28 protein-coding genes are annotated in these 25,110 nt (G+C 34.2%); 13 read left to right on the top strand and 15 right to left on the bottom strand.

Translation table 11 applies throughout. From position 1 onward, the window contains the following. Positions 1 to 33: 33 nt before the first annotated feature. Positions 34 to 558 (bottom strand): hypothetical protein, encoded by a 525-nt coding sequence (locus EGH73_RS13235; protein ID WP_123282242.1) that lies wholly within the window; start codon positions 556 to 558, stop codon positions 34 to 36. Between the two features lie 112 nt (positions 559 to 670). Here EGH73_RS13235 and mnmA point away from each other — a divergent pair, with 112 nt between their 5' ends. Continuing rightward, complete coding sequence (gene mnmA, locus EGH73_RS13230; RefSeq protein ID WP_123282241.1) at positions 671 to 1,858, top strand: tRNA 2-thiouridine(34) synthase MnmA; 1,188 nt, start codon at positions 671 to 673, stop codon at positions 1,856 to 1,858. A gap of 209 nt (positions 1,859 to 2,067) precedes the next feature. After that, a complete protein-coding gene (locus EGH73_RS13225) occupies positions 2,068 to 2,328 on the top strand; it encodes a hypothetical protein (protein ID WP_148041712.1) in 261 nt (86 codons plus the stop codon). A 109-nt stretch (positions 2,329 to 2,437) separates the two neighbouring features. Here the strand turns inward: EGH73_RS13225 and EGH73_RS13220 are convergent, their stop codons facing one another. The 4 genes from EGH73_RS13220 to EGH73_RS13205 form a co-directional block, all read right to left on the bottom strand. Continuing rightward, the gene (locus EGH73_RS13220; protein WP_123282239.1) at positions 2,438 to 3,184 is read right to left on the bottom strand and encodes a LytR/AlgR family response regulator transcription factor; all 747 of its coding nucleotides are present in this window, start codon (positions 3,182 to 3,184) and stop codon (positions 2,438 to 2,440) included. Positions 3,185 to 3,287: 103 nt separating this feature from the next. Beyond that, positions 3,288 to 3,590 (bottom strand): 2TM domain-containing protein, encoded by a 303-nt coding sequence (locus EGH73_RS13215; protein WP_123282238.1) that lies wholly within the window; start codon positions 3,588 to 3,590, stop codon positions 3,288 to 3,290. Further along, complete coding sequence (locus EGH73_RS13210) at positions 3,577 to 3,876, bottom strand: 2TM domain-containing protein (RefSeq protein WP_123282237.1); 300 nt, start codon at positions 3,874 to 3,876, stop codon at positions 3,577 to 3,579. The genes EGH73_RS13215 and EGH73_RS13210 overlap by 14 nt, the downstream gene beginning before the upstream one ends. 12 nt (positions 3,877 to 3,888) lie before the next feature. Then, entirely contained in the window at positions 3,889 to 5,214 is a 1,326-nt protein-coding gene (locus tag EGH73_RS13205; protein ID WP_123282236.1) for a 2TM domain-containing protein, read from the bottom strand. Between the two features lie 157 nt (positions 5,215 to 5,371). Here EGH73_RS13205 and EGH73_RS13200 point away from each other — a divergent pair, with 157 nt between their 5' ends. The 3 genes from EGH73_RS13200 (at position 5,372) to menD (ending at position 8,660) form a co-directional block, all read left to right on the top strand. Continuing rightward, a complete protein-coding gene (locus EGH73_RS13200) occupies positions 5,372 to 5,566 on the top strand; it encodes a hypothetical protein (RefSeq protein ID WP_123282235.1) in 195 nt (64 codons plus the stop codon). 203 nt (positions 5,567 to 5,769) lie between these two features. Further along, the gene (locus tag EGH73_RS13195) at positions 5,770 to 6,810 is read left to right on the top strand and encodes a PA0069 family radical SAM protein (protein ID WP_089770220.1); all 1,041 of its coding nucleotides are present in this window, start codon (positions 5,770 to 5,772) and stop codon (positions 6,808 to 6,810) included. A gap of 185 nt (positions 6,811 to 6,995) precedes the next feature. Continuing rightward, positions 6,996 to 8,660 (top strand): 2-succinyl-5-enolpyruvyl-6-hydroxy-3-cyclohexene-1-carboxylic-acid synthase, encoded by a 1,665-nt coding sequence (gene menD, locus EGH73_RS13190; RefSeq protein WP_123282234.1) that lies wholly within the window; start codon positions 6,996 to 6,998, stop codon positions 8,658 to 8,660. Positions 8,661 to 8,753: 93 nt separating this feature from the next. Here the strand turns inward: menD and EGH73_RS13185 are convergent, their stop codons facing one another. After that, positions 8,754 to 9,380 (bottom strand): aminotransferase class IV, encoded by a 627-nt coding sequence (locus tag EGH73_RS13185; RefSeq protein WP_123282233.1) that lies wholly within the window; start codon positions 9,378 to 9,380, stop codon positions 8,754 to 8,756. Continuing rightward, complete coding sequence (locus EGH73_RS13180) at positions 9,364 to 10,338, bottom strand: aminodeoxychorismate synthase component I (protein WP_123282232.1); 975 nt, start codon at positions 10,336 to 10,338, stop codon at positions 9,364 to 9,366. The genes EGH73_RS13185 and EGH73_RS13180 overlap by 17 nt, the downstream gene beginning before the upstream one ends. 97 nt (positions 10,339 to 10,435) lie before the next feature. On the opposite strand from EGH73_RS13180, the gene EGH73_RS13175 reads away from it, so the two are divergent. The 4 genes from EGH73_RS13175 to EGH73_RS13160 all read left to right on the top strand — a co-directional run bounded on the left by EGH73_RS13175 (position 10,436) and on the right by EGH73_RS13160 (position 13,327). After that, positions 10,436 to 11,143, top strand: coding sequence for a DUF2189 domain-containing protein (locus EGH73_RS13175; RefSeq protein ID WP_123282231.1), 708 nt, complete (start codon positions 10,436 to 10,438; stop codon positions 11,141 to 11,143). A gap of 70 nt (positions 11,144 to 11,213) precedes the next feature. Beyond that, positions 11,214 to 11,957 (top strand): beta-carotene 15,15'-monooxygenase, encoded by a 744-nt coding sequence (locus EGH73_RS13170; RefSeq protein ID WP_123282230.1) that lies wholly within the window; start codon positions 11,214 to 11,216, stop codon positions 11,955 to 11,957. Positions 11,958 to 11,974: 17 nt separating this feature from the next. Next, the gene (locus tag EGH73_RS13165) at positions 11,975 to 13,063 is read left to right on the top strand and encodes an AI-2E family transporter (protein WP_123282229.1); all 1,089 of its coding nucleotides are present in this window, start codon (positions 11,975 to 11,977) and stop codon (positions 13,061 to 13,063) included. Positions 13,064 to 13,072: 9 nt separating this feature from the next. Then, a complete protein-coding gene (locus tag EGH73_RS13160; protein ID WP_123282268.1) occupies positions 13,073 to 13,327 on the top strand; it encodes a DUF3820 family protein in 255 nt (84 codons plus the stop codon). 36 nt (positions 13,328 to 13,363) lie between these two features. On the opposite strand, the gene uvrB is transcribed toward EGH73_RS13160, so the two are convergent. Beyond that, a complete protein-coding gene (gene uvrB / locus EGH73_RS13155; protein ID WP_123282228.1) occupies positions 13,364 to 15,355 on the bottom strand; it encodes an excinuclease ABC subunit UvrB in 1,992 nt (663 codons plus the stop codon). 201 nt (positions 15,356 to 15,556) lie between these two features. Here uvrB and EGH73_RS13150 point away from each other — a divergent pair, with 201 nt between their 5' ends. Both EGH73_RS13150 and EGH73_RS13145 read left to right on the top strand, forming a co-directional pair. After that, complete coding sequence (locus EGH73_RS13150; protein WP_123282227.1) at positions 15,557 to 16,597, top strand: GMP reductase; 1,041 nt, start codon at positions 15,557 to 15,559, stop codon at positions 16,595 to 16,597. 22 nt (positions 16,598 to 16,619) lie between these two features. Beyond that, positions 16,620 to 17,294, top strand: a complete 675-nt coding sequence (locus tag EGH73_RS13145; RefSeq protein ID WP_123282226.1) for a DUF6843 domain-containing protein — start codon at positions 16,620 to 16,622, stop codon at positions 17,292 to 17,294. Between the two features lie 31 nt (positions 17,295 to 17,325). Here the strand turns inward: EGH73_RS13145 and EGH73_RS13140 are convergent, their stop codons facing one another. The 7 genes from EGH73_RS13140 to EGH73_RS13110 all read right to left on the bottom strand — a co-directional run bounded on the left by EGH73_RS13140 (position 17,326) and on the right by EGH73_RS13110 (position 21,927). Then, entirely contained in the window at positions 17,326 to 17,898 is a 573-nt protein-coding gene (locus EGH73_RS13140) for a 5'-methylthioadenosine/S-adenosylhomocysteine nucleosidase family protein (protein ID WP_123282225.1), read from the bottom strand. Positions 17,899 to 17,967: 69 nt separating this feature from the next. Further along, entirely contained in the window at positions 17,968 to 18,711 is a 744-nt protein-coding gene (gene fabG / locus EGH73_RS13135; RefSeq protein ID WP_089770232.1) for a 3-oxoacyl-[acyl-carrier-protein] reductase, read from the bottom strand. 46 nt (positions 18,712 to 18,757) lie between these two features. Next, positions 18,758 to 19,423 carry a hypothetical protein gene (locus tag EGH73_RS13130; protein WP_089770233.1) on the bottom strand — a complete coding sequence of 222 codons (666 nt, stop codon included), beginning with the start codon at positions 19,421 to 19,423 and terminating at the stop codon, positions 18,758 to 18,760. Between the two features lie 37 nt (positions 19,424 to 19,460). Next, positions 19,461 to 19,784: a hypothetical protein gene (locus EGH73_RS13125; protein WP_089770234.1), complete on the bottom strand. Its 324-nt coding sequence runs from the start codon at positions 19,782 to 19,784 to the stop codon at positions 19,461 to 19,463. Continuing rightward, positions 19,772 to 19,993 (bottom strand): DUF2683 family protein, encoded by a 222-nt coding sequence (locus tag EGH73_RS13120; protein ID WP_089770235.1) that lies wholly within the window; start codon positions 19,991 to 19,993, stop codon positions 19,772 to 19,774. Before EGH73_RS13120 ends, EGH73_RS13125 begins: the two co-directional genes overlap by 13 nt. A 47-nt stretch (positions 19,994 to 20,040) precedes the next feature. After that, a complete protein-coding gene (rsmI, locus tag EGH73_RS13115) occupies positions 20,041 to 20,715 on the bottom strand; it encodes a 16S rRNA (cytidine(1402)-2'-O)-methyltransferase (protein ID WP_123282224.1) in 675 nt (224 codons plus the stop codon). Continuing rightward, entirely contained in the window at positions 20,716 to 21,927 is a 1,212-nt protein-coding gene (locus EGH73_RS13110; RefSeq protein WP_123282223.1) for a hypothetical protein, read from the bottom strand. A 123-nt stretch (positions 21,928 to 22,050) separates the two neighbouring features. On the opposite strand from EGH73_RS13110, the gene EGH73_RS13105 reads away from it, so the two are divergent. Both EGH73_RS13105 and EGH73_RS13100 read left to right on the top strand, forming a co-directional pair. Continuing rightward, positions 22,051 to 22,647: a thymidine kinase gene (locus tag EGH73_RS13105; RefSeq protein ID WP_123282222.1), complete on the top strand. Its 597-nt coding sequence runs from the start codon at positions 22,051 to 22,053 to the stop codon at positions 22,645 to 22,647. 17 nt (positions 22,648 to 22,664) lie between these two features. After that, positions 22,665 to 25,109 carry a bifunctional UDP-N-acetylmuramoyl-tripeptide:D-alanyl-D-alanine ligase/alanine racemase gene (locus EGH73_RS13100; protein WP_123282221.1) on the top strand — a complete coding sequence of 815 codons (2,445 nt, stop codon included), beginning with the start codon at positions 22,665 to 22,667 and terminating at the stop codon, positions 25,107 to 25,109. Position 25,110: the final 1 nt, after the last annotated feature.

Raw genomic sequence — 25,110 nt, 5'->3', positions numbered from 1 at the left:
ACAAAAAACCGCCTTTTTTCTAGGCGGTTTTTTTTATAATCCTACAACAACACCAACACTGGGTACAAATCCTGTGCTGAAAATGCTGTCGCGATCCTGCCACAATACGTTATACATTATCCCGAATTGTATAAAAGCATTATTGCCAATATTCTGCATATAACCACCACCAAGATAAAGCGCAGTTTCATCTGTATTGTATTTATAACCTGAGAATTTTTCTTTCGAATTGATAAAATATTGCTGAAGATTAGCACCTACGAAAAACGAACGGGCAAAATAATAATTTGCGAAAGGACCCACTCCAACCATTGTTGATTTATAATAATTGGAACTTTGCCAAGAAACGTTTCCGATAATCCCACCTTCTAATTGGTCTGTGATTTTATAACCCACTCTCGGTGAAAGCTGCAAATTGAAATAAGAATTACTCCCAAATCCGATTCCTAAACCTCCACCAAAAGTCCAACGGTTGGTTTGAGTTCCGGAACTCATCGCGATTTGAGAAAAGCAAAAAACATTACATACAATTAAACTTAAAGTAAATATTTTCTTCATAAGATTGTTTTTATCGATGCTTAAAATTATGGTTTTTTGGCGAATATTTTAATTGTATTTTTGCAGCTCAAACTAAGAACTCCCGTCAAGAGTTTCGTAAAATTGAAATTAAATGAAAATAGTAGTAGGCCTTTCCGGAGGTGTAGATTCTAGCGTGACCGCTTATCTTTTGCAACAGCAGGGTCACGAGGTTATCGGACTTTTTATGCGCAATTGGAATGATGCGTCGGTAACTTTGGAGGACGAGTGTCCTTGGATTGAAGACAGCAATGATGCGCTTCTCGTCGCACAAAAATTAGGAATTCCGTTCCAGGTAATTGATATGAGTGAGCTCTACAAAGAAAGAATTGTAGATTATATGTTCGATGAGTATCATAAAGGCAGAACGCCAAATCCTGATGTGCTTTGTAACCGCGAAGTGAAATTCGATGTGTTTATGAAAACAGCCTTATCGCTTGGTGCTGAGAAAGTGGCGACAGGACATTATGCGCGAGTAAATTCAACAATTGATGAAAATGGAAAAGAGATTTTTCATCTTTTAGCAGGGAAAGATAATAACAAAGACCAAAGTTATTTCCTTTGTCAGTTGAGTCAAGATCAGTTATCAAAAGCCTTATTTCCAATTGGAGAATTAACAAAACCTGAAGTTCGTGAAATTGCAAAAGAACAAGAGTTGGTAACGGCAGATAAGAAAGATTCGCAAGGGCTTTGTTTCATTGGGAAAGTGAGTTTACCGACTTTTCTTCAGCAACAGTTGGTTCCGAAAGAAGGTGAAATTGTAGAAATCTTTAATGATTTTGCTGAATATCATAAACCTCAACCCAGCTTCAATTCAAAACAAGAAGAAGTAGAATATCTGTCGGCTAAAATCAATTATAAAAAAGAAGATGGAAAAGTGATTGGCAAACATCAAGGTGCGCAATTTTTTACCATCGGACAAAGTAAAGGTTTGGGAATCGGCGGACACAAAGAGAGCTGTTTCATCATCTCCAGAGAAATGGAAAGCAATATTATTTTTGTTGGTGAAGGAAGAAATTTTCCTGGTCTTTTCAGAAAAGCTTTAAAAATTGATAATTCTGAAGTTCATTGGGTTCGTGAGGATTTGAAATTGAAAAACGGAGAATCTATGGATGTTATGGCAAGAATCCGTTACAGACAAACTTTGGAAAAAGCAACGATTTATCAATTCGAAGAAGGTTTTTTTATGGAATTTGAAAACCCACAATCGGCAATTGCTGAAGGACAATTTGCTGCTTGGTATATCGATGATGAATTGATTGGAAGTGGAGTGATCAGCTAGATTAAAAACGTGTTTAAATATAAAACCATTCAAAATTTTCAATGGTTTTTTTATTCAATTTGCTCAAATAAAACCGTTCATCTATACTTTTGATTTTTTTGTCGGTAAATAATCATCGTTCATCTATAATGCACTATTTAAGGCGCTTTCAGGCATCAATATTGAATCTAATTAAACAAGAACGCCAATTAACATTAAAATTAGAAATTATGAAAAAGTTAGTTTTAGCAGCAAGTTTATTTATCGCATTCGCTGCTAGTGCACAGAAAAGAGACAATGGAATGAGAAACGTAAAAGTAGAATCTCATCAATATCAAAAAGATTTTGCAGGAATCAGATTGAATCCGGCTCAGCAAAAGAAAATCGATATGGTTGTCAAGAGAAAGATTGAGCGAAAGAGAATACGACGCAAGAATCAAAAAAATCCTGAACAAACAACAATACGAGAATTATATGGCTTACCAACATAAAGACTGGAAAAAAGACAGAGACTTTGCAATGAATGGTCCTAGAAGATAACCCAATTTCACACTCATAATATTTTAAGTAGAACGCTCGAGAATCTCGGGCGTTTTTATTTTAGTTTCCCGCCAGCCAATCTTTAAAATCTTTCACTCGCTCTCTACTTACCGTAATTTCTTCATCAGGCTGAAACTCCAAATCAACTTTGTAATTCGGGGAAGTGTGGATGTTTTTGATATGATCTGAACTGATGATGAATTGCCTATTTACCCGAAAAAATTTAGTGCTGTCCAAAACATTTTCCAGCTCATCCAAAGTGAAATCTGTTGGATAAGTTCGTTCTTTGGTTTGGAGGTAAACGATTTTATTTTCGCTGAAGAAACAACTCACTTCATTTATGGAAACCACTTTCAGATTGTATCCGATTTTTACCAAAATTCTGGAAAGAGTTGATTTTTCTTTCCGAACAATTTGTCTGATTTCCTGCGAATCAACCGTTCCTTCTTCTGGCAAGAACGATTTGAATTTTTCAATAGCTTTTGCCAAATCTTCTTCTTCAATTGGTTTCAGAAGATAATCAATGCTATTAAGCTTGAAAGCTTTCAAAGTGTATTGGTCAAAAGCCGTCGTATAAATGATAAAAGCCTTGGTTGAAACTTTATCAAAAATATCAAACGATAATCCGTCGCCTAAAACTATGTCTGAAAAAATCAATTGCGGATGTTCATTTTCTTGAAACCAATCCACTGCTTCTTCCACAGAATTAAGGCTCGCAACTACCTCTAAATCAGAAAATAAGCCTAATAATTTTTCAAGTCTTCTGACTGCTGGTTTTTCGTCTTCGATGATTATCGTTCTTATCATTTTTATAGTTTAATTATTATCGCAAAGGTGCAAATACTCACTGCTTAAAACTTTGCGCTCAATTTTTTTTCGATATAAATATTTATAGCGTCTTAGCGATAAACTATTTATATTTCTCTGTTAATTCTTTAATTTTCTTGTCTTCCCAATCTTTTCCAAAGAAAAATCCTGGACAAAAAACACCTACTGCTTGTGCTACCAATCCGATTCCCCAAAATAATGGAACTGCCCAAATCTGCCAAGTCCAAATACTATGTTCTTCTCGGATTTCACTCCAATTAGCAAAAATAAGAAACAGATTTACTAAAACATAGATTGTCAAATGTGTATAAAAGCTTTTTAGACGTTTCACTTTTCTCACCGCTTCGCGATACTGGATGTCATTTTTATCGTTAATAATTTCCATTGCTCTGTTTTTTAATTTCTTTGTTAATCATATCATTTTCCCAATCGGAATTGAAGAAAAATAACTTCACGCCTTTAATTGCTAGAATCAGTCCCCAGATGATGAAAATCCAAGAAACCTGCGTCTCACCAAGTTTTTGAGGAAATCCGTATTTAAAGAACTTCACACCATAAACCACTGCGAATACAATGGCGAAAACAAGCAATCCAGAATAGAAATTTTTGATTTTTTTCACTCTTTCCACCGCTAGTTCGTAACGTGGATTTTCTTTATTAACATTTTCCATTTTTATTGATTTTTAAATTGATTTATGATTGTTCATGATTTCTTGGATCTTCTTTTCTTCCCAGTTTCTACCGATTGCGAGGACGTTCATCCCGTGAGCCAGAAGTCCGATTCCCCAGCCTAACATTGGCCAATAAAACCAAAGCTGTCCTGGCGATGTCAATAGATTAATGATAACCAAAAACGGAATCACAATGCAATATGAGATTAAATTTCCGTAGAATCCTTTCAATTCCTTTACTCTTTTTACCGCTCTTTCGTAAGCGATATTTTCTGCTGTTTCTGAGGTGTAAGTTGTCATTGTTTGAGATTTTATTTCTGTTAATATTGGAATTTTTACTTTAAAATTGTGTTCTGATTTTTCTATAAAAACGTTTTCTTTCGTAAGTAATGCATAACGCTGAACGATGTTGGCCAAACCTATTCCTGCACTTTCTTTCAGTTGTTCTCTTACCTGGAGATTATTTTCGATGCAGAGAAATTTCCCCTCTGTAAAGATTCTGATGTTCAAAGGTTTGTTGGATGTTGCATAGTTATGTTTGATGCAGTTTTCTAATAATAATTGTAACGAAAGCGGAACAACTAACTTTTGCAAATCATCGACATTAACATCAAAAATAAAATTAACACTGTCTTCGAATCTGGTTTTCAGAAGATTGCAATAGATTTTAGCAAATTCTATCTCATCTTCCACTTTTACCATTTCCTTATCTTTCTGTTCCAAAACGTAACGGTAAATCTTTGACATCGATGTCGTGAATTTCTGTGCCTGTTCCGGATTTTCATCAATCAAAGCTGTTAAAACATTCAAAGAATTGAAAAGAAAATGTGGATCCAGTTGATTCTTCAACGATTCGAATTGCGCGTTGGCAGATTTTGCGATTAACTTCTGTTCTACAACTTCTTTTTTGGTATTCTTTTTAAGCTCCTCCATAAAACCTTTGGCGTGAAGGAAAGCTGAAATCATCAAGGCAAAATTGACCATAAACCAATTGGTAAAATTATATTTGCCAGAAAAGAATTCATCAGGTGTGGATACTTTTTGAATGATAACAAAATTGATAAAATTACATCCGTAAACCACTATAAAATTGACAATAACGGTTAGTACAATTCCTAAGATGGTTCTTAGTCGGGTTTGTTCAGTCCAAGAAAGTTTTTTATTAAGGAAATCATTTAGAAAACCATTGGTCAAGCCTAATCCAAAAGCGTACATTCCCGAAATGACTAAATTATAGCCAAAACTTTCCAACGTTTTTTCATCTGAGAAAAAAGTAAAGAAAAAAATGGATGAGCCTAGTGTAATCCACGTGAGTGTAATTAATGGTTTCTTATTCATATTTTAATTTCTTGAGTCAAAATTATTTCAATAACAGAAGTTAAGCAATAAATATTGACCGAACTGTAGAAAAAACCCACTGAATTGCAAAAACTGTTATTTTGGATAAAATAAAAAGGAACACTATTTGCTTTTGAGAACTGAAATTAATATTGGTATGAAGAGAAATATCGAAATAATATTTGCAGGATTATTTGGTACAGCCGCGGTCCTGAGCGCAATTGCAGTAAGAAAATATTTAAAAAACAGAATTTATAAAAGTGATTATTCTGATCATCATTTGCTATTTGGATCGCCAAAGAAATGTTATGCTTCTCCAAATGATGGTGTAGAGTTGGACGCATTCCTTTAAACACACACTATTTTAATTATACAAATTTCCGGTTCTTTATGTGCCGGATTTTTTGTGGAAAACTTTCAAGAATTTTAAGATATTTTTCATTTTCCAAGTGATAATTTTGAACTCATTCTCTCGCTGATTTTCCAGGTTGCGCAAATTATTTCTCATTGTAAATCTGCTAAAATCAATTAAATCTGCGAGAAAATTAGATTCTAATGTCAGATTTAATTCCAAAAGGTCAAGGTGCGCAACGCAATGTCATCAACCGGTTCGACAGATATACTTTCGAGCCGGAAGATTATGAATTGGACAAAATCAAGACGCAGGTTACAGAAGTTTTTCCAAAGACGATTATCAATGTTTTGAAAAGTCCAGATCTGGCTATGGATTATTCGATGAATCCATATCAAGGCTGCGAACACGGTTGTTCTTATTGTTTTGCAAGGCCAACTCACGAATTTTGGGGTTACAGCGCTGGAATCGATTTTGAAAGAAAACTGATGGTCAAGAAGAATGCACCTCAACTTTTGGAGAAGACTTTCCAAAAGAAATCATACGTTCCAAAACCGATTATGCTTTCCGGAAATACGGATTGCTATCAACCCATTGAAAGACAATTCGAAATCACAAGAAAATTGCTTCAGGTTTGTTTGGATTACAGACATCCGGTTTCCATTATTACCAAAAACGCTTTGATTCTGAGAGATTTGGACATCCTAGAAAAAATGGCAGAGAAAAATCTGATTTCTGTGAATATGAGCATTCCAACTTTGAATGAAGATTTGAGACGAGTTATGGAACCCAGAACTTCGACAGCTAAGAATAAACTGAAAGCGATTGAAGTTTTATCTGAGAAAAATATTCCTGTGAATGTGATGATAGCGCCCGTGATTCCGGCTTTGACAAGTGACGAAAGTTTATCCATTATGAAATCTGTTTCCCAAGCTGGTGCAAGAAGTTGCGGTTATACTTTGGTAAGACTAAATGACACTGTTGAACCCGTTTTCGTTCAATGGTTGGAAGCGCATTTCCCAGACAGAAAAGACAAAGTCCTGAATCTCATCCGCTCCATGCGTGGCGGAAATCTTGGTGAAAAACGATTTTTCCAACGGTATCAAGGCGAAGGAAACATCGCAGAAATGATTCATAAAACTTTTGAAATTGGGAAGAAGAAATTTTTTAATAATCAGGAAAGAGCGGTTCTCACAACCGAACATTTTACAGGAAGCAGAACTCAACAATTGCGATTTTTTTAGTATTTACCGCAAAGTCACAAATTATTCTTAATTGCAATTCGTTAAAAGTCGCAAAATTAAAATCACAATATAACCTTGCGACTTAAAATCGATAGTGTGTCTATAATTTTCCGCCTTTGCGATAAAATAAAACAAGTCTTTTCATTAAATTTGCAAACTGATTTATTTCTCAGTAATTTTTCCAAATGAAGCAATATTCCGCAAAACGCAGCATCCAGATTCTCGCACATATTCTTGAGCAATACGGCATCGATAAAATCATCATTTCCCCAGGTTCCAGAAACGCACCTTTGGCGATTCATTTTTCTGAGATTGATGCGTTCCAATGTTATAGTATTGTGGACGAAAGAGCGGCTGCATTTGTAGGTTTGGGAATGTCAAAATCGATTAAAAAACCTGTTGCAATTACTTGCACAAGCGGTTCTGCGGCGACCAATTATTATCCGGCTGTTGTGGAAGCATTTTATCAAAATGTACCACTTTTAGTTTTAACGGCGGACAGACCGGCAGATTTTGTGGATATTTTTGACGGGCAAACGATTCGTCAAAAAAATATTTTCCAACAGCATTCTTATGGCGATTTCGAATTGCTGGAAGATGAGAAAGATGGTTCTGATGATTACAATTTCGAAACCATCAAAAAGGCGGTTGAACTTTGTATCGAAAAAAACGGGCCGGTTCACATCAATATTCCTTTGACAGAACCTCTTTACAATTTGTTGGAAGAATTGCCTGTAATGCCTGCGGTTGAGAAAACAATTCAGAAAAAGAATTATGAGATTCCGTCCAATCTTGTTGCAGATTGGCATACTTCGAAAAGAATTATGATTTTGGCTGGAACATTGCCTCCCAATCCGGAATTGGAAGCTCAACTCTCACAATTGGTTAAAAATCACACGGTTGTTGTTTTAACAGAAATGAATTCCAATCTTCAGCACGATAAATTTTTCGCTCATATCGACCGATACATCACTGATTTTACTGAGGAAGATTATCATACTTATGCGCCGGATTTGCTGATTACAATAGGTCAAAACGTCGTTTCTAAAAGAGTGAAACAATTCCTGAGAAAAGCAAAACCAAAGCAACATTGGCATATCGATGAATATTGGCAGCCTGATACCTATTATGTTTTAAGTCAAAAGATTGAAACTAAACCAGAAGTTTTCTTTTCCAAACTATTGAAATCTATCAATCTGGAACCAAGACCTTATTTCAATCTTTGGGATGTTCTGAAAGATAAAAAAGACGCCAAACACGGAGAATATCTTAACAAAGCACCTTTTTCGGATTTCTATCTTTTTAAACAATTATCGAATCAAATTCCTGAAAATTACAGAATTCATTTTTCCAATTCTTCGGCAATTCGATATGCACAATTATTTGAATATCAGAAATATGATGTGTATTGCAACCGTGGAACCAGCGGAATCGACGGTTGTACTTCTACGGCAATGGGGTTTGCAATGATGGAAGATGAACCCACGATTCTGATTACCGGCGATCTGTCGTTTTTCTATGATATCAATGGACTTTGGAATCAGTACATCCCGCCTTATACGAGAATTGTGATCTTCAATAATGGTGAAGGTAACATTTTCAAAATCATTTCCGGACCGAGTGGAACTAATGCTTTGGACGAGTTCATTGCAACGCAACATCATAGAAATGCCGAATTATTAGCCAAGAATTTTGGATTCGATTATACACGAGTTGAAGACGAAATTTCTCTTGACCGCGTTTTACCAAATTATTTCAAGCCAGCTTCTAAACCGAAAATCTTGGAAGTAATGACTTCAGGATGTAATAATGCGGATATTTTGAAACAGTATTTTGAATCTTTAAAGTAAGAACACTTCGACTCCGCTCAGTGTGACAGCTAATAATAACGCTTTATTTTAAGGTCGTCAGTCTGAGCGGAGTCGAAGACTTTTTGATTTTAATTAAAACTCCAAATCCGATTCCTCTTTCGGGAGATTAATGATTTTCTCAATCGGATAAATGAACATATCATCGAAGTCATTCAAGGCATTGATTAACTGAAAATGTGTGAATTCTTTAATATTATCTAAAGTAATTTCGGTTTCTTTGATTTCTTTTGACTGTAAAAGATTCTGCCTCATCACACCATTCAGAAGATAACTTTTCGGCGTGAACCAAGTTTTATCTTTCAAGAACAAAATATTAGAATAAGAAGTATCTGTAATCTGATTATTCTTCACAATAATGACTTCGTCAGCGTGACTTTTATCTTTCAATTTTTGTAATTGAGTTCTGTCAGCAGACTTAAAGTTATAGTCAATTTCATTATCAATAACCAATTCAAAATCATCTAATTCTGAAATCACATAAGGAATCATCTGCGTTTTGAAATTGTTCTCCAAATCATATTCGATTCGGAATTTGTAAAGCCCGTCTTCGTCGTGTTCCAGATTGAGAAATAAACTGTAAATATTGATTTTACATACTTTTCCAAAGTGTGAAAAAGTGTCGTTCATTCTTTTCTGATGAAGTTCTTTCAGGAAAATTTTCTGGTCTTCAACTTTGATGCTTTCAATAAATCGGGACATAGATTTTGTTTTTCATTTCTTCATATTCGCTGGCAAGGTCACTTTGATGGGTAATTCCACCTCCGCTTTTGAAAAACAGCCTTTCGTTCTCTTTTTCAATAAAACGTATCATCACGCAGGAATCCAGATTTTGGCCGTCAAAATAACCTGCAATACCTGTATAAAATCCTCTTTCATATGGCTCGGCTTCCAAAATGATTTCCAAAGTTTTGGGTTTTGGAGCGCCTAAAATAGAACCAGCCGGCAACAGTTTTTGAAGAATTGTCCCGATTTTATTTTGATATTCTGGTTTGATTTCGCCTTCGATTTCGGAACTCATTGTCAAGAGATTTTTCTGCTTGGTTTTGATATAATCGATTCTTTGAAATTCTTTCACCTGAACGTTATCCGCAACCATACTCAAATCATTTCGAAGTAAATCCACAACGGTATAATGTTCCGCTTTTTCTTTCGGGTCATTTTTCAGGATATTTTCTGCATTTTCGATTTCTGCATCAATTGTCCCCTTCATCGGATGTGTAAAAATTTTGTTGTCAATAATCTCCACGAAAGTTTCCGGCGAGAAAAAAACGAATTCATCTTTAAACAGAACTTTATATTTTGCCTTTGAAAATCTGAAAATATCTTCCAAACTAAGATTGGTTTCGATTTCAGTTTTTGTGGTATAATTTGTCAGATAAGAATTTCCTTTTCTGAGGTTTTCCTGAACGATTTCGAATCCTTTTTGATATTCTTCCAAAGTTTCAGGAAATGATTTCCATTCAACACTTCGACTCCGCTCAGTGTGATAATCTACATCGTTTGTAATGTTCGGAAAATTAATCAACAAAGCTTTATTTTCAATTTCATTTTTTGTGAAAATTCTTACTTCATCCATCAAAAAATTAATGAGAAAAAAGAAGGGTTCTTTTCTCTCTGAAAACTCGTCCATCTTTTGAAAATTCGGATTCTGAAACATAAAAACAAAAATATAAAAAAGATGATAGAGAAAAGATAAAAGACTTAAAATGTGATTTATCAATTTCAATCCTTTACTTTTGCAAAAAGTTTGAAAAATGACGACACCAAAACCTGAAATCGGAAATATTATCTCAGAAGCTTATCAATATTGGATGAGAACGCTGCCTTTTCAGCTGCTGTTTTCTGTGCTTTATTTTACCATTTTTATGTTCTCATCGATGTATGCATTTCGCTATTACGGATTATTCGAAGAAATTTTAAAGATACAGGATTTGTTTTACTCTGATACAAAAGTATTTGTGGAAAAGTATTCTGAAATTATGAAAACTGAAAACGCCCAATATTTTGCGATGGTGGTTATGGTCATAAAGTCTGTGATTTTCCCTCTTAATATAGGTTTTTTGAAGATCTACAGAAAACTGGATCTTGGTGAGCCGCCACATATTTCTGACCTTTTTGCGGGATTCCGAGGGCATTATTTCTTCTTATTCGTGATCTATGCATTGTTCTGGAATATCATCAATAATTATCTGCTGATTCTTTTTTTCATCTGGATTCCAATGCTGCTGCTGACGCCTTCTCTGGTTTTCTTCAAAAACTACAATTTTTTTCAGGCTTTCCAGATCAGTGTAAAGGTTTTTCGCAATAACATCTTGTTGTTTATCATGGCAACTCTGGCATCAATTATCATTTCTTACAGTGGAGTATTGATGTTTTTTTTCGGAATCTTCGTGACGTTTCCGTTTTGGAACGCTGTAATCTATGTGCTTTATAAGCATTTTGTCGCTGATTTTCAGGAATAATTTTTATTGAGTTCACCCGTTTAAGATTTTTTTTGTGTAGATTTGATAATCAACTACAAAATAAACTTTTATGGACAATTTCAGTGAATTTGACACCAGAGGTGTTTCGCCAATTAAAGAAACCGGTGCAATAATCTCTCACGCTTTTGAGAATTATAAAACAATTATTCTTTATTCTATTGTAACTTTGATTGGGGTTGCAATCGTTTCATCTATCGTATCATCTATTTTGCAAAGCCTTGTTGGGTATGATTCTTTGGAGGCTCAGGAAATAATTAATGATTCTTTAAGAAATGGTGATTATTCTGCGATATCTCACATTCCTGGATTTCGGGCGACAATGGGACTTTCATTCTTTGTAGGAGTTTTATTCTATCCTATTTACCCAGGCATTTTAAACGTTTTGAATAAAGCTAATTATAAGCAAAAAATTGAATTCTCTGACTTATTTATCGGATATAAACAAAATACTGGTAACATTATTTTGTTTTTAGTAATTGCCAATATTGCGATTTCTATTTTGTTTGTTATGTGTATTTTACCTGCTATTTTTATCGCTCCATTTTTCTTTTTGGGTCTTCCAATTGTATTTTTTGAGAATAAAAGCGTGGGTGATACTCTTAGCAAATCCTTCGAATTGACTAAAGAAAACTACGGTGTTCTCTTGGGTGCTTCTTTTTTAGGCATTCTAATTTCGTTTTGTGGCGTATTTCTTTGTGGGGTTGGCATTATTTTTACTGGATTTTTCTTTATAGCAGTTATGTATTCTGCATATTGCGCTATTTGTGGCGCACCAAGACAATTAACATCATAAAAATTTTAAAATAAACTATGTCAGATTCTGGTAAACCAATAGATTCTGTTATTATTAAACAGATTGCATTAATTCTTGTTATATGTGTTTTAGTTGGGTTAATTTGCTGGAATCTGGCATTATTTATTCCTTCTTTTTTAGGAGCCGTTACGCTTTACATTATTTGTAGAAAATTCAATTTTTATTTGATTGAGGAAAAAAACTGGAAACCCTGGCTTGCATCAACAGTTCTGATGTTAGGCTCTCTTGTTATTCTGATTTTACCCGTTTATTTTACGGTTGACCAATTGGTTTCCAAAATGGAAAATGCTCAGGTTTATATGCAGAAATTCAATGTGTTTTTGGAGAAGATTCATCACTTTGTTTATCAGAAAGTAGGGTTTGATATCCTCAGCAAAGAGAATATTACTAAAGTTACCAATTTTGCTGGAACATTTTCTACTAAAGCCCTGAGCACGACGTTCAATACTTTTACAGTGATTGTTTCAATGTATTTTATATTGTATTTTATGTTTGTAAAAGCCAGACTTTTTGAAAAAATTATTGCCAAAGCAATGCCTTTCAAGAGAACAAATACGCAAATGCTGGGAGATAAATTTGTAAAGTTAGTAATGGCAAATGCGATCGGAATTCCTGTAGTTGCTCTTGGACAAGGTATTGTCGCTACGATTGGTTATTATATTTTTGGAGCTCCAAGTCCGATGCTTTTATTTGCCTTAACTGCGCTTGCATCTATGTTGCCCGTTGTCGGCGCTGCGATTATTTATCTTCCTGTAGGGATTTTTATGATTGCCGAAGGACAGACAGGCCCGGGCGTTGGAGTTTTAATCTATGGTCTTGTGGTAGTCGGTTTGACCGATAATCTTCTGCGATTTACATTATTGAAGAAATTAGAAGACATCCATCCCTTAATCACCGTTTTTGGAATTATAATGGGTATGAACATTTTTGGATTTATGGGACTTATTTTTGGACCAATTCTGATGTCTATAACCGTTTTATTGATACAGGTTTACAGGGATGAATTTTCGGAAGAAGATACTCCTCCGCCATTGAAAATTCCTAATCAAGATGATGATGTAGATGTGACTAAGATTATAATTTAAATGGAAGAAATAAACCCTGAAATCCTTGTAGAAATTTGTACTGTGAAGATGCCTTTCGGAAAGTATCAAAATACAATTCTAGCAGACCTGCCCATTTCTTATCTAGAATGGTTTATCAGAAACGGAGGTTTCCCAAAAGGAAAATTGGGAATGCAACTCTCAACAATTTACGAGATCAAACTCAATGGTTTGATGGATCTATTAATTCCAATCCGTGGAAAAGTGGATTATCAAAAACCTAAGACTACGACTTACAGGTTTTAAATAAAAAATGTTGGAAACTGATTCCAACATTTTTATTTATGCTTTCAGAGCAGCAATCTCATCTCTTAATTTCGCAGCTTTTATAAAATCAAGATTTTTCGCTGCAGCTTCCATTTCTTTTTGTTTAGCTTCTACAATCTTCTCGATGTCATCGCTTCCATAACTGGCTTTGGTTTCCGCAACTTCCTGTAATATTTGTTTTTGAGTATATTTTTCATCTGGGAAATCTTTGCTTCTTCCCACAAGGTTTTCACTGATTTTTTTATTCAAAGCTTGTGGAACTTTGCCGTTGTCAGCGTTATATTTCATCTGCTTTTCACGACGATAATTAGTTTCATCTATCGTTGCCTGCATAGATTTCGTCATTTTATCAGCGTACATTATGGCTCGTCCATTTAGGTTTCTCGCAGCTCTACCAACCGTTTGAATCATCGACCTTCTAGAACGTAACATTCCTTCTTTATCCGCATCCAGAATCGCAACTAAGGAAACTTCTGGTAAATCCAATCCTTCTCTCAAAAGATTGACACCAACCAAAACATCGAACAATCCTAGACGCAAATCCTGCATAATCTGAATCCTTTCCAAAGTTTCAACATCAGAATGAATATATCTTGTTCGGATTCCAACTTTTGTAAAATACTTCGTCAGTTCTTCCGCCATTTTTTTGGTCAAAGTCGTCACAAGAACTCTTTCGTCCAGCTCTACCCTTTTATGGATTTCTTCAATTAAATCATCAATCTGATTCATTGTTGGACGGACTTCTATAACTGGGTCAAGAAGTCCTGTTGGTCGAATAATCTGTTCAATATAAGTTCCTCCGGTTTTTTCCAATTCATAATCTGCAGGCGTTGCCGAAACATAAATCACCTGATTCTGCATATCTTCAAATTCATTGAACTTTAGCGGGCGGTTGTCCATCGCAGCAGGCAAACGGAATCCGTGTTCTACCAAAACTTCTTTTCTACTTCGGTCACCTCCATACATTGCGTGAACCTGAGGAATGGTAACATGACTTTCGTCTATCACCATCAGATAATCTTTCGGAAAATAATCGAGTAGGCAGAAAGGCCTTGATCCGGGCAAACGTCCGTCCATATACCGGGAATAATTTTCTATTCCGGAGCAGTAGCCCAATTCACGAATCATTTCTAAGTCGAGTTCGGTACGCTCTTCCAAACGTTTAGCTTCTAAAGGTTTTTCAATTTCCTGGAAAAAATCAACCTGCTTAACCAAATCATCTTGGATCTGGCGAATCGCACTCTGCATGGTCTCAGGAGTTGTCACGAAAAGATTGGCTGGGTAAATATTAATAGAATCGAAGTCTGATAAAACGTTACCGGAAATAGGATCAAAACTCTGGATCTTTTCTATCTCATCACCAAAAAACTGAATTCTGATCGCCGTATCTGCATAAGCCGGATAAATATCAATCACATCACCTTTTACCCGGAAAGTTCCACGCTGAAATTCATTTAAAGCCCGGGAATATAACGCACTAACCAGCGAATGAAGCAACCTTGTTCTGGATATTTTTTCATTTTTATCTAATGTAATCAATGATTTATGAAATTCCGTTGGGTTACCGATACCATAAATACACGAAACTGAAGCCACAATGAGAACATCACGCCTTCCGGAAAGTAAACTTGCCGTTGCAGATAATCTCAATTTTTCGACTTCTTCATTGATGCTCAGGTCTTTCTCGATATAAGTATTGGTGGACGCAATGAAAGCTTCGGGCTGATAATAATCGTAATAGCTGACAAAATATTCCACCGCATTGTCCGGAAAAAATTCTTTAAACTCCATAAAAAGCTGTGCTGCCAAAGTTTTATTATGCGCAAGAACCAAAGTCGGTTTCTGAACCTGCTGGACAACATTGGCTACAGTAAACGTTTTCCCGGAACCTGTAACACCGAGTAGCGTTTGATATTTTTCACCGATTTGGATGCCATCTACCAGTTTTTCAATGGCTTGCGGCTGATCTCCCGTCGGCTGATATTCTGAATGAAGTTTGAATTGCATATGACAAATTTACGAAATAAAATATGGTTTCCTGTAAACCAAAAACCGTGTCAAATTATCTCATATTACAATAATTGATAAGGATTTTGCCTGCTTACTATCCTTATAAGTTTTATTTCTACTTTTAAAATATTCTTTGACGTCAAAATAAAGACCTTGCAGGCAGTCGGTCATTCAAAATTATTATGTTAATTTTGATGTATGCGAATAGAAAACGAAATCAAGTTAGGGTTCAAAGATGTGATGTTTCGTCCGAAGCGTTCCACACTCAAATCCCGTAGCGAAGTGACAATAGAGAGGGAATTCACTTTTCTTCATACTCAAAAAAAATGGAGCGGCGTTCCGCTGATTGCTGCCAATATGGACACGGTCGGAACTTTCGAAATGGCGGAAGCACTTTACAAAGAGAAAATTATTACTGCCATTCATAAGCATTATTCTGTTCAGGAATGGTCTGATTTTCTGAAAGATAAAAACGATGACTTCTACCAATACATTGCCTTGAGTACAGGAACCGGAAAAGCGGATGAAGAGAAAATCAAAACAATCTTAGATACCAATCCGAAAATTCAGTTTTTGTGTATCGATGTTGCCAATGGCTATTCTGAACATTTTGTAGAGTTTGTGAAAAAAGCACGTCAAAACTTCCCTGATAAAATCATTATGGCTGGCAATGTCGTAACTGGCGAAATGGTGGAAGAATTGATTTTGGCTGGCGCGGATATTATCAAAGTTGGAATTGGTCCTGGTTCGGTTTGTACAACTCGTATAAAAACGGGCGTTGGTTATCCTCAACTTTCCGCAATTATAGAATGTGCTGATGCGGCGCATGGTTTAGGCGGTCAAATCATCGGCGACGGCGGCTGTAAAGTTCCAGGAGATGTTGCTAAAGCTTTTGGTGGTGGCGCTGATTTCGTGATGATCGGCGGAATGTTTGCTGGACACGACGAAAGTGGTGGCGAACTGATTACAGAAAATGGAAAAACTTACCGATTATTCTACGGAATGAGTTCTCAAACAGCAATGGACAAACATTCCGGTGGCGTTGCAGAATATCGTGCTTCCGAAGGAAAAACTGTGAAAGTTCCATATAAAGGTCCAGTTGCTGATACAGTGAAAGATATCTTAGGAGGTGTTCGTTCAACGTGTACTTATGTTGGTGCATCTAAATTGAAAGAATTATCTAAAAGAACAACTTTTATCCGTGTTCAAGAGCAGGAAAATCAAGTTTTTAACGGATAATTTCTTTAGAATTATTTAAATTTTGATTTTCACAAAATTCAATATTGGTTTAAGTTTAATTATCATAAGCTTTATTGCTTGTGTAATAAGCTTTTACTTAGTTGTTTATCTTGGATTTATATTTATCCTTGGCTGTCATTTTATTTTGATTTCTGATTCTAAAAATAAATTTAAAATAATAAGTATTGTAGTTCCAATAGTTTTATATCTTCCGTCTACTATTTTATTTTTAAAGGCTTGCAATTACACAAGTCCAAAAATATTTCTTTTTCCTAAAAATTATATTGGGAAATTAAGAATTGTTTATGAAGAAAAATATGGACAAAAGATAAGAAAAGAAAATGGAAAAGAAATTTTTGAGTTTTATAAAAATGGAATTTTAATTCTTTCTGAAAAATTTAACGGAAGAATTAATCATCAATATTATTATGTTGACGAAAAAGGCATTAAAATCGAAATTCCTCAAGCAAATATCGATAAACAAAATCTTAGATTACGAAATGTTTCAATTCTAGGTTCGGGAACAATGAGTAATAAAGAAGTTAAAATTGGTGTATCATCAGATAATGATGTTGATGCAATAAAATATTCTGACTTCTATGTCAATAATAATAAAACGGAAGGCTTTGATTATAAATTGGAACAAAAGTTTGACTCATTAACCTTTACTGTCGTTGATAATTGCAGAAATAAATAACAAAAACCAGCCAAATTCGGCTGGTTTTTTATCAAAAATTATCTAGTTCTCTTCTCAATGCGACTGAAGCTTTTTTAACCTCTTGAATCCAATCATCAGCAGCATTTCCGTCTGCTCCGTCAGAAATATATTTCAAACATAGAAAATCGATTTTTTCCTGCTCAGACACTTTCGCCAATGCAAAAGCTTCCATATCGATGACATTGTATTCCGGATTGATATGTTCCATTTCGAATTGGTCTCCGGAACCGCAGATTCCGTTGGGGAGGTTTTTAATATTTAATCCATATTCCAGAAGAACTGGTTCGCCGGAAAGCGGTGTTTCAAATTTTTCAAAACCTAAAGCTCTAACATCCATATCTCTCTGAATAAAACGACTGCAGTTCACAACATTTCCTCGGTCAAAAGTTGTACTTCCAGCTGTTCCTAGATTGATAATCAAATCTGGTTTAATTTTTTGAATGGCTTTTGTAAGATTGTAAGTCGCTTTAACCTTCCCTATTCCTACAAAGATTTTATTATAGTTATCAAATTGGTTCCCCGCTTCAGATTCCAGTGCAAAAACCAATAAAATATTGTTGTAATTCTTTCCGTTGATTGTCATAATTTCTTTATAAAAAAAGCTTTTTGCGTGTTGCACAAAAAGCTTTATAATTAATTGATATTCTATTAATTAAGTCAACATTCCTCCGTCAACATTTAAAACTTGACCAGAAATGTAAGAAGACATTTGGCTTCCTAAGAACACACAAGCATTAGCTACATCTTCTGGTTGTCCTCCTCTCTTCAATGGAATTCCCTCTCTCCAGCTCTGAACTGTTTTTTCGTCCAATGCAGCAGTCATTTCAGTTTCGATAAAACCTGGTGCGATGGCGTTGCAACGGATATTTCTGGAACCTAATTCCAAAGCGATAGATTTAGTAAAACCAATAACGCCCGCTTTTGAAGCCGCGTAATTAGCCTGACCAGCATTTCCTTTCACACCAACAACCGAAGTCATATTGATGATTGAACCAGATTTTGCTTTCATCATTGGTTTGATAACCGCTTTCGTCAAGTTGAAAACCGAATCCAGATTAACTTTGATAATCGTATCCCAATCTTCTTTTGACATTCTCAACATCAAATTATCTCTTGTGATTCCTGCGTTATTTACCAAAATATCAATTGTTCCGAATTCTGCCAAAACATCTTCAACCAACTTTTGGGCAGCATCATAATCCGACGCATCGGACTGATAGCCTTTGATTTCTGTAATATTACTTAATTCTGATTCTAATGCTTTTGCTTTGTCTACAGAACCAGCATAAGTGAATGCTATTTTTGCACCTTCTTTGGCAAAAACTTCTGCAATTCCTCTTCCGATTCCACGCGTTGCACCTGTGATGATGGCAACTTTACCTTGTAGTAATCCCATATTTTTTTATAATGTTTTCTAATTTTATTATGGCAAAAATAATGCTTTAAATGAATTTTGCAGAGTTTAGTTCTTTTTTATCCATATCCATTCTGTCAGAAAACCATTCTAAAACTACTTTTTTAAATTCAATTTTATTAATTGTGTTTGAAGATCTTCTAGCTTTAAAATAATTTTCCAAAACCATTTTATTTGCCAATTCTCCTACTGTGAAAGTTTTAAATTCTTTTCCATTTTTAAAAAGAAATTCAAAAACACAATACAAAGAAATTCCTAAAATCAACGCATAAAAAAAGTTGTAAAAAGCAAGTATTATTGTTGATAACGAAAGAAATATTGATAAGTACAACACAATGTTTTTTGCTCGAAGAACATCCAGTTTGAATCCTAATTCTGTTTCAAGTTCTTTTACTTTCTGAATTCGATTTTTTCTTGGAATTAATTCTCTCAATTTTAAATCTGGTTTGATATTCTGATTTCCAATATTCAATTTATTCAAAACATTTCTCAATTTGTAAAAAGCTTGTTGACTTGTACAATCACTAGAACTTTCGTAATCAAATTTATTTGAAATAGCTTCGGTTAATTGTTCAATACTTTCAATAGAATTCAATTCATCTTGATTAAAATGAATTCCGTATTGCTTCTCAAAATCTGATAAAGCAAATTCTAAATCTTCAATTTCATATCTATCTAACGTATTATTTTTCATATCGAATTATTCACAATCAGAACAATTTATAATTTATTTAAAGATATTTTGCATCTTTTGAATGGTTATTTGTAATGTGTTTGATGAGGAATTTATTATCAAATCTTTCAAAGAAAATATACCAAGTTGTTTTTTGATTTGATTTGTAGAAAACATATTGACTTCCATAGGATTTCAATTTTTTAGGAGTTCTTTTAGCTGGAAATAGATTAATAGAATTTTTTATAGATGAAATCAATTTTTCTTTGTATTCTATTGCATTTTCCAAATTCGAAAAATAATCCTTTTCGAAAAGTTCAAGAACCAATGCATTAAAGAAATCCTCAACTTCCTTTTTGAAGAAGATTTCTATCTTTTCCATTTGAGATTTTGTAAAAATTGAGTTGTTTTCTGCGAAAATTCATCGATAGAATAACTATTCTCCAATTCCTTTTCAAATTGTTCTTTTGTTATTGTATTGATTGAAATATCTTCTTTACTTTCATTATAAGGCAAATCCAGAGCTTTGATAAAATGTTTCAAAGCACTAAGTTCTTTTTTATTTCTGGGTGTTATAATAATGGAAGTCATAACTATAATGATTATAGACAAATATACAATTTTTAATCTCTCAAATTTTAAAGACTATTATTCACAATCAGAACAATTTCACCCTTTAAAGTTTTGCTTTTCGAGAATTCAATTAACTCATTGATTGTCCCACGTTTAGTTTCCTCAAATTTTTTCGAAATTTCCCGACTCAAACTCGCTTTTGTTTCTTCCCCAAAGAATTCTTTGATCTGCTCAAGCGTTGTATTGATTTTATGCGGACTTTCGTAAAGAACAATTGTCTTTTTTTCTTCGGCCAATTGTTTCAATTTAGTTTGTCTTCCTTTTTTTTGAGGAAGAAATCCGGCAAAAAGAAACTCATTATTTGGTAATCCGGAAACCACAAGCGCAGGGATCAAAGCTGTTGCTCCGGGAAGGCAAATCATTTCCAAATTATCATCCGCACAAGCCTTTGACAAAAGATAACCTGGGTCTGAAATTCCCGGAGTTCCTGCATCGGTAATGATGGCAATGTTTTGACCATTTTTGAGGTCATCAATCACTTTTTGTGTAGCTTGATGTTCGTTATGTAAATGATAGGATTTCAGAGGTTTAGATATTTCGTAATGTTTTAGAAGAACGCCAGAAGTTCTTGTATCTTCACACAAAATATAATCCACATCTTTCAGAACTTTCACAGCTCGGAAAGTCATATCTTCCAGATTTCCAACAGGTGTTGGAACAAAATATAAAATACCGCTCATCTACAAAAACCTATTTTCAACCAAAGTCCACAATCTTTGTGCGTAAGAATCCACCTTTTTCCAATCTCTCTCGTAATAGATATCACTTAAAAATTCCTTAGCTTTTTCCAGAGAATTGAAAGAATTCAGAATGGAAACGACTTGGTTAAGTTCACTTTGGCTTCCATTAAATAAATACTGAGAAAAAGCAATCCGGTCATTCAAATCCAGCTTGAATTCTGGCTTTGGCTTCGGCGCTTCCATATAATCTGTCGGAACATTATTCTTTAAAAGACTTCCAGAATTTTGAACTGGAGAAGGTTTTTCGAGCTCTTCCAAATGATCATCCTCGAATAAAGATTTCGCCACTTTCAACCCTTTGATGTTTGCCAATTTGAATTTTTTATCGTGATGCGTTTCTTGATTTGGAGATTCGTAAACTTCCTGAGATTTTTCCTTCGGCTCCGTATCTTCTTTAGAAAACTCTACAATTTTTCTTCTGTTTTCTTCAAGTTCTTTCAGTTTAGCCTCTTTCTCTGCCAATCTTGCTTCATAATCATCATTTGAAGTTTCTTCTGCAACAAGCTTTTCTTTTGTCATTGCAAAAGAAAATTGGCTATCTTGCATCGGTTCCAGTTTTTCTGCTGGTTCTTCTAAAAGTTTTTCTTCCTCAGCTTTAATTTCCTCAATGGCTTCAACTATTTCTTCGTGATAATTTTGAGCTTCAATTTCATTGACAATTTCCGTTTCTGAAATTGATTCAACCAATTCTTCGTTCGAAGTTTCAAATTCTTCTTCGATGATTTCTTCCGGCTGGTGAATTTCTTCAGTTTTATCTTCCGAAATAATTTCTTCGACTAAATTCTCCTGAGAATCAATCTCAGCAAAAGAATGAACTTCTTCCACTTCAGGAACATTCGCAAAAATATCTTGTGTTTCTATCTCTTCTACAATAATTTCTGCAACCTTATTTTCATCTTCAAATTCTTCAACTGACAACAAATCCGAATTAGTATTTATTATTTGATTTTCAATTGATTGCAAAGGCTCACCTTCCGCTGACGAAAATTCAACATTCTGAGAAATTTTTAGAAAAGAAAACTTTTGATATAGTTGATTGATTTCATTTTCTTTTGCCAAAATATCTTCATAAGTATCAGATTTTGATAATTCTGACAAAAGATTCTTCATCTCTCCGAAAATTTTCTCGTATGATTCCCGCCAATTTTGCATAATATATCTTATTAATTTTTACTTAAATTTGATGAATATAAATTTAAGAACAATTTTGTTCCTAAAAAGGTTTCGTCAAGTTTTTCTTTTATAATTTTAAAACAATTTTTTGCTAAATTAATAATGTTTTTAGAAAATACAATTAATCATTCCAAACAAAGCGGTTGGATGGAAGTTATCTGCGGTTCTATGTTCTCTGGAAAAACGGAGGAACTCATCAGAAGGCTCCGTCGTGCGGAAATGGCAGGCCAAAACGTGGAGATTTTCAAGCCAAGAATTGACACTCGATATTCTGAAGAAGATGTAGTTTCCCACAACCAGACCAAAATCCGAAGTACAGCCGTAGAAAGCCCTTCCGAGATTCTTTTGTTGGGTTCTAATTGTGATGTGGTTGCGATAGATGAAGCACAGTTTTTCGATGAAAGCATTGTTGACGTAGCCAATCAATTAGCAAATAATGGAATCCGGGTTGTGATTGCCGGTTTGGATATGGATTTTCTTGGTCGTCCGTTTGGTCCCATGCCGAACCTAATGGCAACTGCAGAATATGTCACCAAAGTTCACGCAATTTGTAGAAGAACAGGAAATCTTGCCAACTATTCTATGCGGACTTCTGCAGGAAAAGAGTTAGTGGAATTGGGAGAAACCGAAGCTTATGATGCTGTGAGCAGAAGAATTTTTGTGGAGGAAGTTCTTAATAAAAATAAAGAAAATAATTAGTATATTTTTAGTATTCAATGAATTACACAGCTAAAGAAATTGCACAAATTACCAATTCCGAAATCATAGGAAAGGGCGAGATCAAAATCAAAAATTTGGCGTTTGACAGCCGGACAATTTATTCTACAAAAAACACCGCATTTCTTGCTATCAATACCAAAAAGAATTCTGGTCAGAAATATATCGAGACTGTCATAGAAAAGGGAATTGACACCATTATCACAGAACATAAGATTGACAATCATTCTGTCAATCAAATCATTACAGAAAATTCGGTTGAGTTTTTACAGACTCTTGCCAAATATCATTTCGAGCATTCTCACATCAATTCGATTGGAATTACTGGAAGTAACGGAAAAACTATTCTGAAAGAGTGGCTTTATCAATGTCTTTCTAATGAGTTTGTTACAGTTAAAAGTCCCAAGAGTTTTAATTCGCAAATCGGTTTGCCATTGTCATTATTACAAATCGATAAAAAACACGAATTGGGAATCTTCGAAGTTGGAATTTCGAAGCCCGGCGAAATGGAAAAACAAGAAAATGTTTTTCACCCAAAGATTGGATTATTGACTCATATTGGAACCGCTCATTCAGCAAACTTCAGTTCTGAAGAAGAATTAATTAATGAAAAATTAAAGCTATTCAAACAATCAGAAATTATATTTTTTAATTCTGATAACGAATTGACAGGCAATTTAATCAATCAATTATATTCAAGTAAAAAATTAATATCATACGGATTAAAAAGTAATAATGATATTACGATAATTTCTGATGTTAATGACCGAACTCAGGATATTAAAATCAAATATTTTGAGGAAGAATTTTCTTTACCAATTAATCAAAGAGATGAAGCGACTTTAACCAATGTTTTGGCTTTGATTGGAATTTTGAAACAGTTCAATTTATCAAATCTTAAAATCAAAGAAAAAATCGATGCGCTCAAAGCCATTGAAATGCGTCTAGAAAGCATTGAAGGAATTAGAAATAATCTGATTATCAATGATTCATACAATCTGGATTTGGATTCTTTGAAAATTGCTTTTCAGTTTATCGGCGAATATAACAAACCTAAAAAATCTCTGATTCTGACAGATATTTTGGATTCTAATGAGAATTCGGAAGAACTATATTCTGAAGTTTCTGAGCTGGTTAACGAACAAAAATTCGATAAAGTTTTTCTTATTGGCGAGGAAATTAGCTCGTTTTATAAATTATTTAATTCTGAAACTTTTACTTTTAATAATACCAATCAATTTATTGAAAGTAAAGTCATTAATGATTTAGAAAATCAATTAATTCTTCTGAAAGGTGCACGAAAATTCGAGATTGAAAAAATCAAGGAAATTCTTGAACTCAGAAAGCACGATACAGTTCTTGAAATCAATCTCAACGCCATTCTTCATAACATTAATTTCCATAAATCTCTGCTAAAACCTGAAACCAAAATGATGGCAATGGTAAAAGCAAATGCTTATGGATTAGGAAGTTATGAAATTTCTGAATTTCTTCAACATCATCATATAGACTATCTTGGCGTTGCATTTGCCGACGAAGGTGTTGAATTAAGGAAAAAAGGAATCACAACGCCAATTATCGTTATGAATCCTGAACAACACAGCTACGACAGTATTATCGAATATAATTTGGAGCCTGAGATTTATAGTTTGAGGGTTTTAGAATTATTCAATGAGCAGTTTATAAAGTCTGGAAATCAACAAAAATACCCGATTCATATCAAATTGGAAACGGGCATGCATCGTCTTGGTTTTAAGGATTTTGAATTGGATGAATTAACTAAAAAATTGAATACGATGAATGTAAAAGTTCAGAGTATTTTCAGTCACTTATCTTCTTCTGATATGCCGGAAGAAAAAGAATTCACTTTGAATCAATTAAAAACTTTTGAGAAAAATTCAACTTATTTAATTGATAAATTGGGGTATCAGCCAATAAGACACATTCTTAATTCTTCCGGAATTACCAATTTTACTGATCATCAATACAATATGGTAAGAATTGGAATTGGAATGATTGGAGAAACTTCGAATCCTGAAATTAAAAAACAACTTCAGCATTCGGTTAGTTTTAAAACTGTAATTTCTCAAATTTCGGAAGTCAAAACGGGAGCATCTGTTGGTTATAGCAGGAGATTCAAAGCTGAACACGATACAAAAATTGCTACAATACCTGTTGGTTATGCAGACGGAATTCCGCGCTTGATTGGAAACAAAGTCGGAAATATAGGTGTTAATAATAAACTCTGCCCAATTGTCGGAAGCATTTGCATGGATATGATGATGATTGATGTGGATAATGTTGTTGCAAAAGAAGGCGATTCTGTAACGATTTTTAATTCAAATCCAACTCTTGAAGAATTTTCAAAATATTGTGGTACAATTACTTATGAAGTATTAACTTCCATTTCTCCAAGAGTCAAAAGAATATATATAAAAAATTAGC

The sequence above is a fragment of the Epilithonimonas hominis genome, from assembly GCF_003730015.1.
Classification (GTDB): domain Bacteria; phylum Bacteroidota; class Bacteroidia; order Flavobacteriales; family Weeksellaceae; genus Epilithonimonas; species Epilithonimonas hominis.
Note: the sequence above shows the minus strand (reverse complement) of the source record. Positions and strands in the feature narration are given on the sequence as shown.

Bases quoted from the DNA above. Each gene is read 5' to 3' on its own strand.
- EGH73_RS13235 (WP_123282242.1), bottom strand. From the start codon at position 558: ATGAAGAAAATATTTACTTTAAGTTTAATTGTATGTAATGTTTTTTGC.
- mnmA (WP_123282241.1), top strand. From the start codon at position 671: ATGAAAATAGTAGTAGGCCTTTCCGGAGGTGTAGATTCTAGCGTGACC.
- EGH73_RS13225 (WP_148041712.1), top strand. From the start codon at position 2,068: ATGAAAAAGTTAGTTTTAGCAGCAAGTTTATTTATCGCATTCGCTGCT.
- EGH73_RS13220 (WP_123282239.1), bottom strand. From the start codon at position 3,184: ATGATAAGAACGATAATCATCGAAGACGAAAAACCAGCAGTCAGAAGA.
- EGH73_RS13215 (WP_123282238.1), bottom strand. From the start codon at position 3,590: ATGGAAATTATTAACGATAAAAATGACATCCAGTATCGCGAAGCGGTG.
- EGH73_RS13210 (WP_123282237.1), bottom strand. From the start codon at position 3,876: ATGGAAAATGTTAATAAAGAAAATCCACGTTACGAACTAGCGGTGGAA.
- EGH73_RS13205 (WP_123282236.1), bottom strand. From the start codon at position 5,214: ATGAATAAGAAACCATTAATTACACTCACGTGGATTACACTAGGCTCA.
- EGH73_RS13200 (WP_123282235.1), top strand. From the start codon at position 5,372: ATGAAGAGAAATATCGAAATAATATTTGCAGGATTATTTGGTACAGCC.
- EGH73_RS13195 (WP_089770220.1), top strand. From the start codon at position 5,770: ATGTCAGATTTAATTCCAAAAGGTCAAGGTGCGCAACGCAATGTCATC.
- menD (WP_123282234.1), top strand. From the start codon at position 6,996: ATGAAGCAATATTCCGCAAAACGCAGCATCCAGATTCTCGCACATATT.
- EGH73_RS13185 (WP_123282233.1), bottom strand. From the start codon at position 9,380: ATGTCCCGATTTATTGAAAGCATCAAAGTTGAAGACCAGAAAATTTTC.
- EGH73_RS13180 (WP_123282232.1), bottom strand. From the start codon at position 10,338: ATGTTTCAGAATCCGAATTTTCAAAAGATGGACGAGTTTTCAGAGAGA.
- EGH73_RS13175 (WP_123282231.1), top strand. From the start codon at position 10,436: ATGACGACACCAAAACCTGAAATCGGAAATATTATCTCAGAAGCTTAT.
- EGH73_RS13170 (WP_123282230.1), top strand. From the start codon at position 11,214: ATGGACAATTTCAGTGAATTTGACACCAGAGGTGTTTCGCCAATTAAA.
- EGH73_RS13165 (WP_123282229.1), top strand. From the start codon at position 11,975: ATGTCAGATTCTGGTAAACCAATAGATTCTGTTATTATTAAACAGATT.
- uvrB (WP_123282228.1), bottom strand. From the start codon at position 15,355: ATGCAATTCAAACTTCATTCAGAATATCAGCCGACGGGAGATCAGCCG.
- EGH73_RS13150 (WP_123282227.1), top strand. From the start codon at position 15,557: ATGCGAATAGAAAACGAAATCAAGTTAGGGTTCAAAGATGTGATGTTT.
- EGH73_RS13140 (WP_123282225.1), bottom strand. From the start codon at position 17,898: ATGACAATCAACGGAAAGAATTACAACAATATTTTATTGGTTTTTGCA.
- fabG (WP_089770232.1), bottom strand. From the start codon at position 18,711: ATGGGATTACTACAAGGTAAAGTTGCCATCATCACAGGTGCAACGCGT.
- EGH73_RS13130 (WP_089770233.1), bottom strand. From the start codon at position 19,423: ATGAAAAATAATACGTTAGATAGATATGAAATTGAAGATTTAGAATTT.
- EGH73_RS13125 (WP_089770234.1), bottom strand. From the start codon at position 19,784: ATGGAAAAGATAGAAATCTTCTTCAAAAAGGAAGTTGAGGATTTCTTT.
- EGH73_RS13120 (WP_089770235.1), bottom strand. From the start codon at position 19,993: ATGACTTCCATTATTATAACACCCAGAAATAAAAAAGAACTTAGTGCT.
- rsmI (WP_123282224.1), bottom strand. From the start codon at position 20,715: ATGAGCGGTATTTTATATTTTGTTCCAACACCTGTTGGAAATCTGGAA.
- EGH73_RS13110 (WP_123282223.1), bottom strand. From the start codon at position 21,927: ATGCAAAATTGGCGGGAATCATACGAGAAAATTTTCGGAGAGATGAAG.
- EGH73_RS13105 (WP_123282222.1), top strand. From the start codon at position 22,051: ATGTTTTTAGAAAATACAATTAATCATTCCAAACAAAGCGGTTGGATG.
- EGH73_RS13100 (WP_123282221.1), top strand. From the start codon at position 22,665: ATGAATTACACAGCTAAAGAAATTGCACAAATTACCAATTCCGAAATC.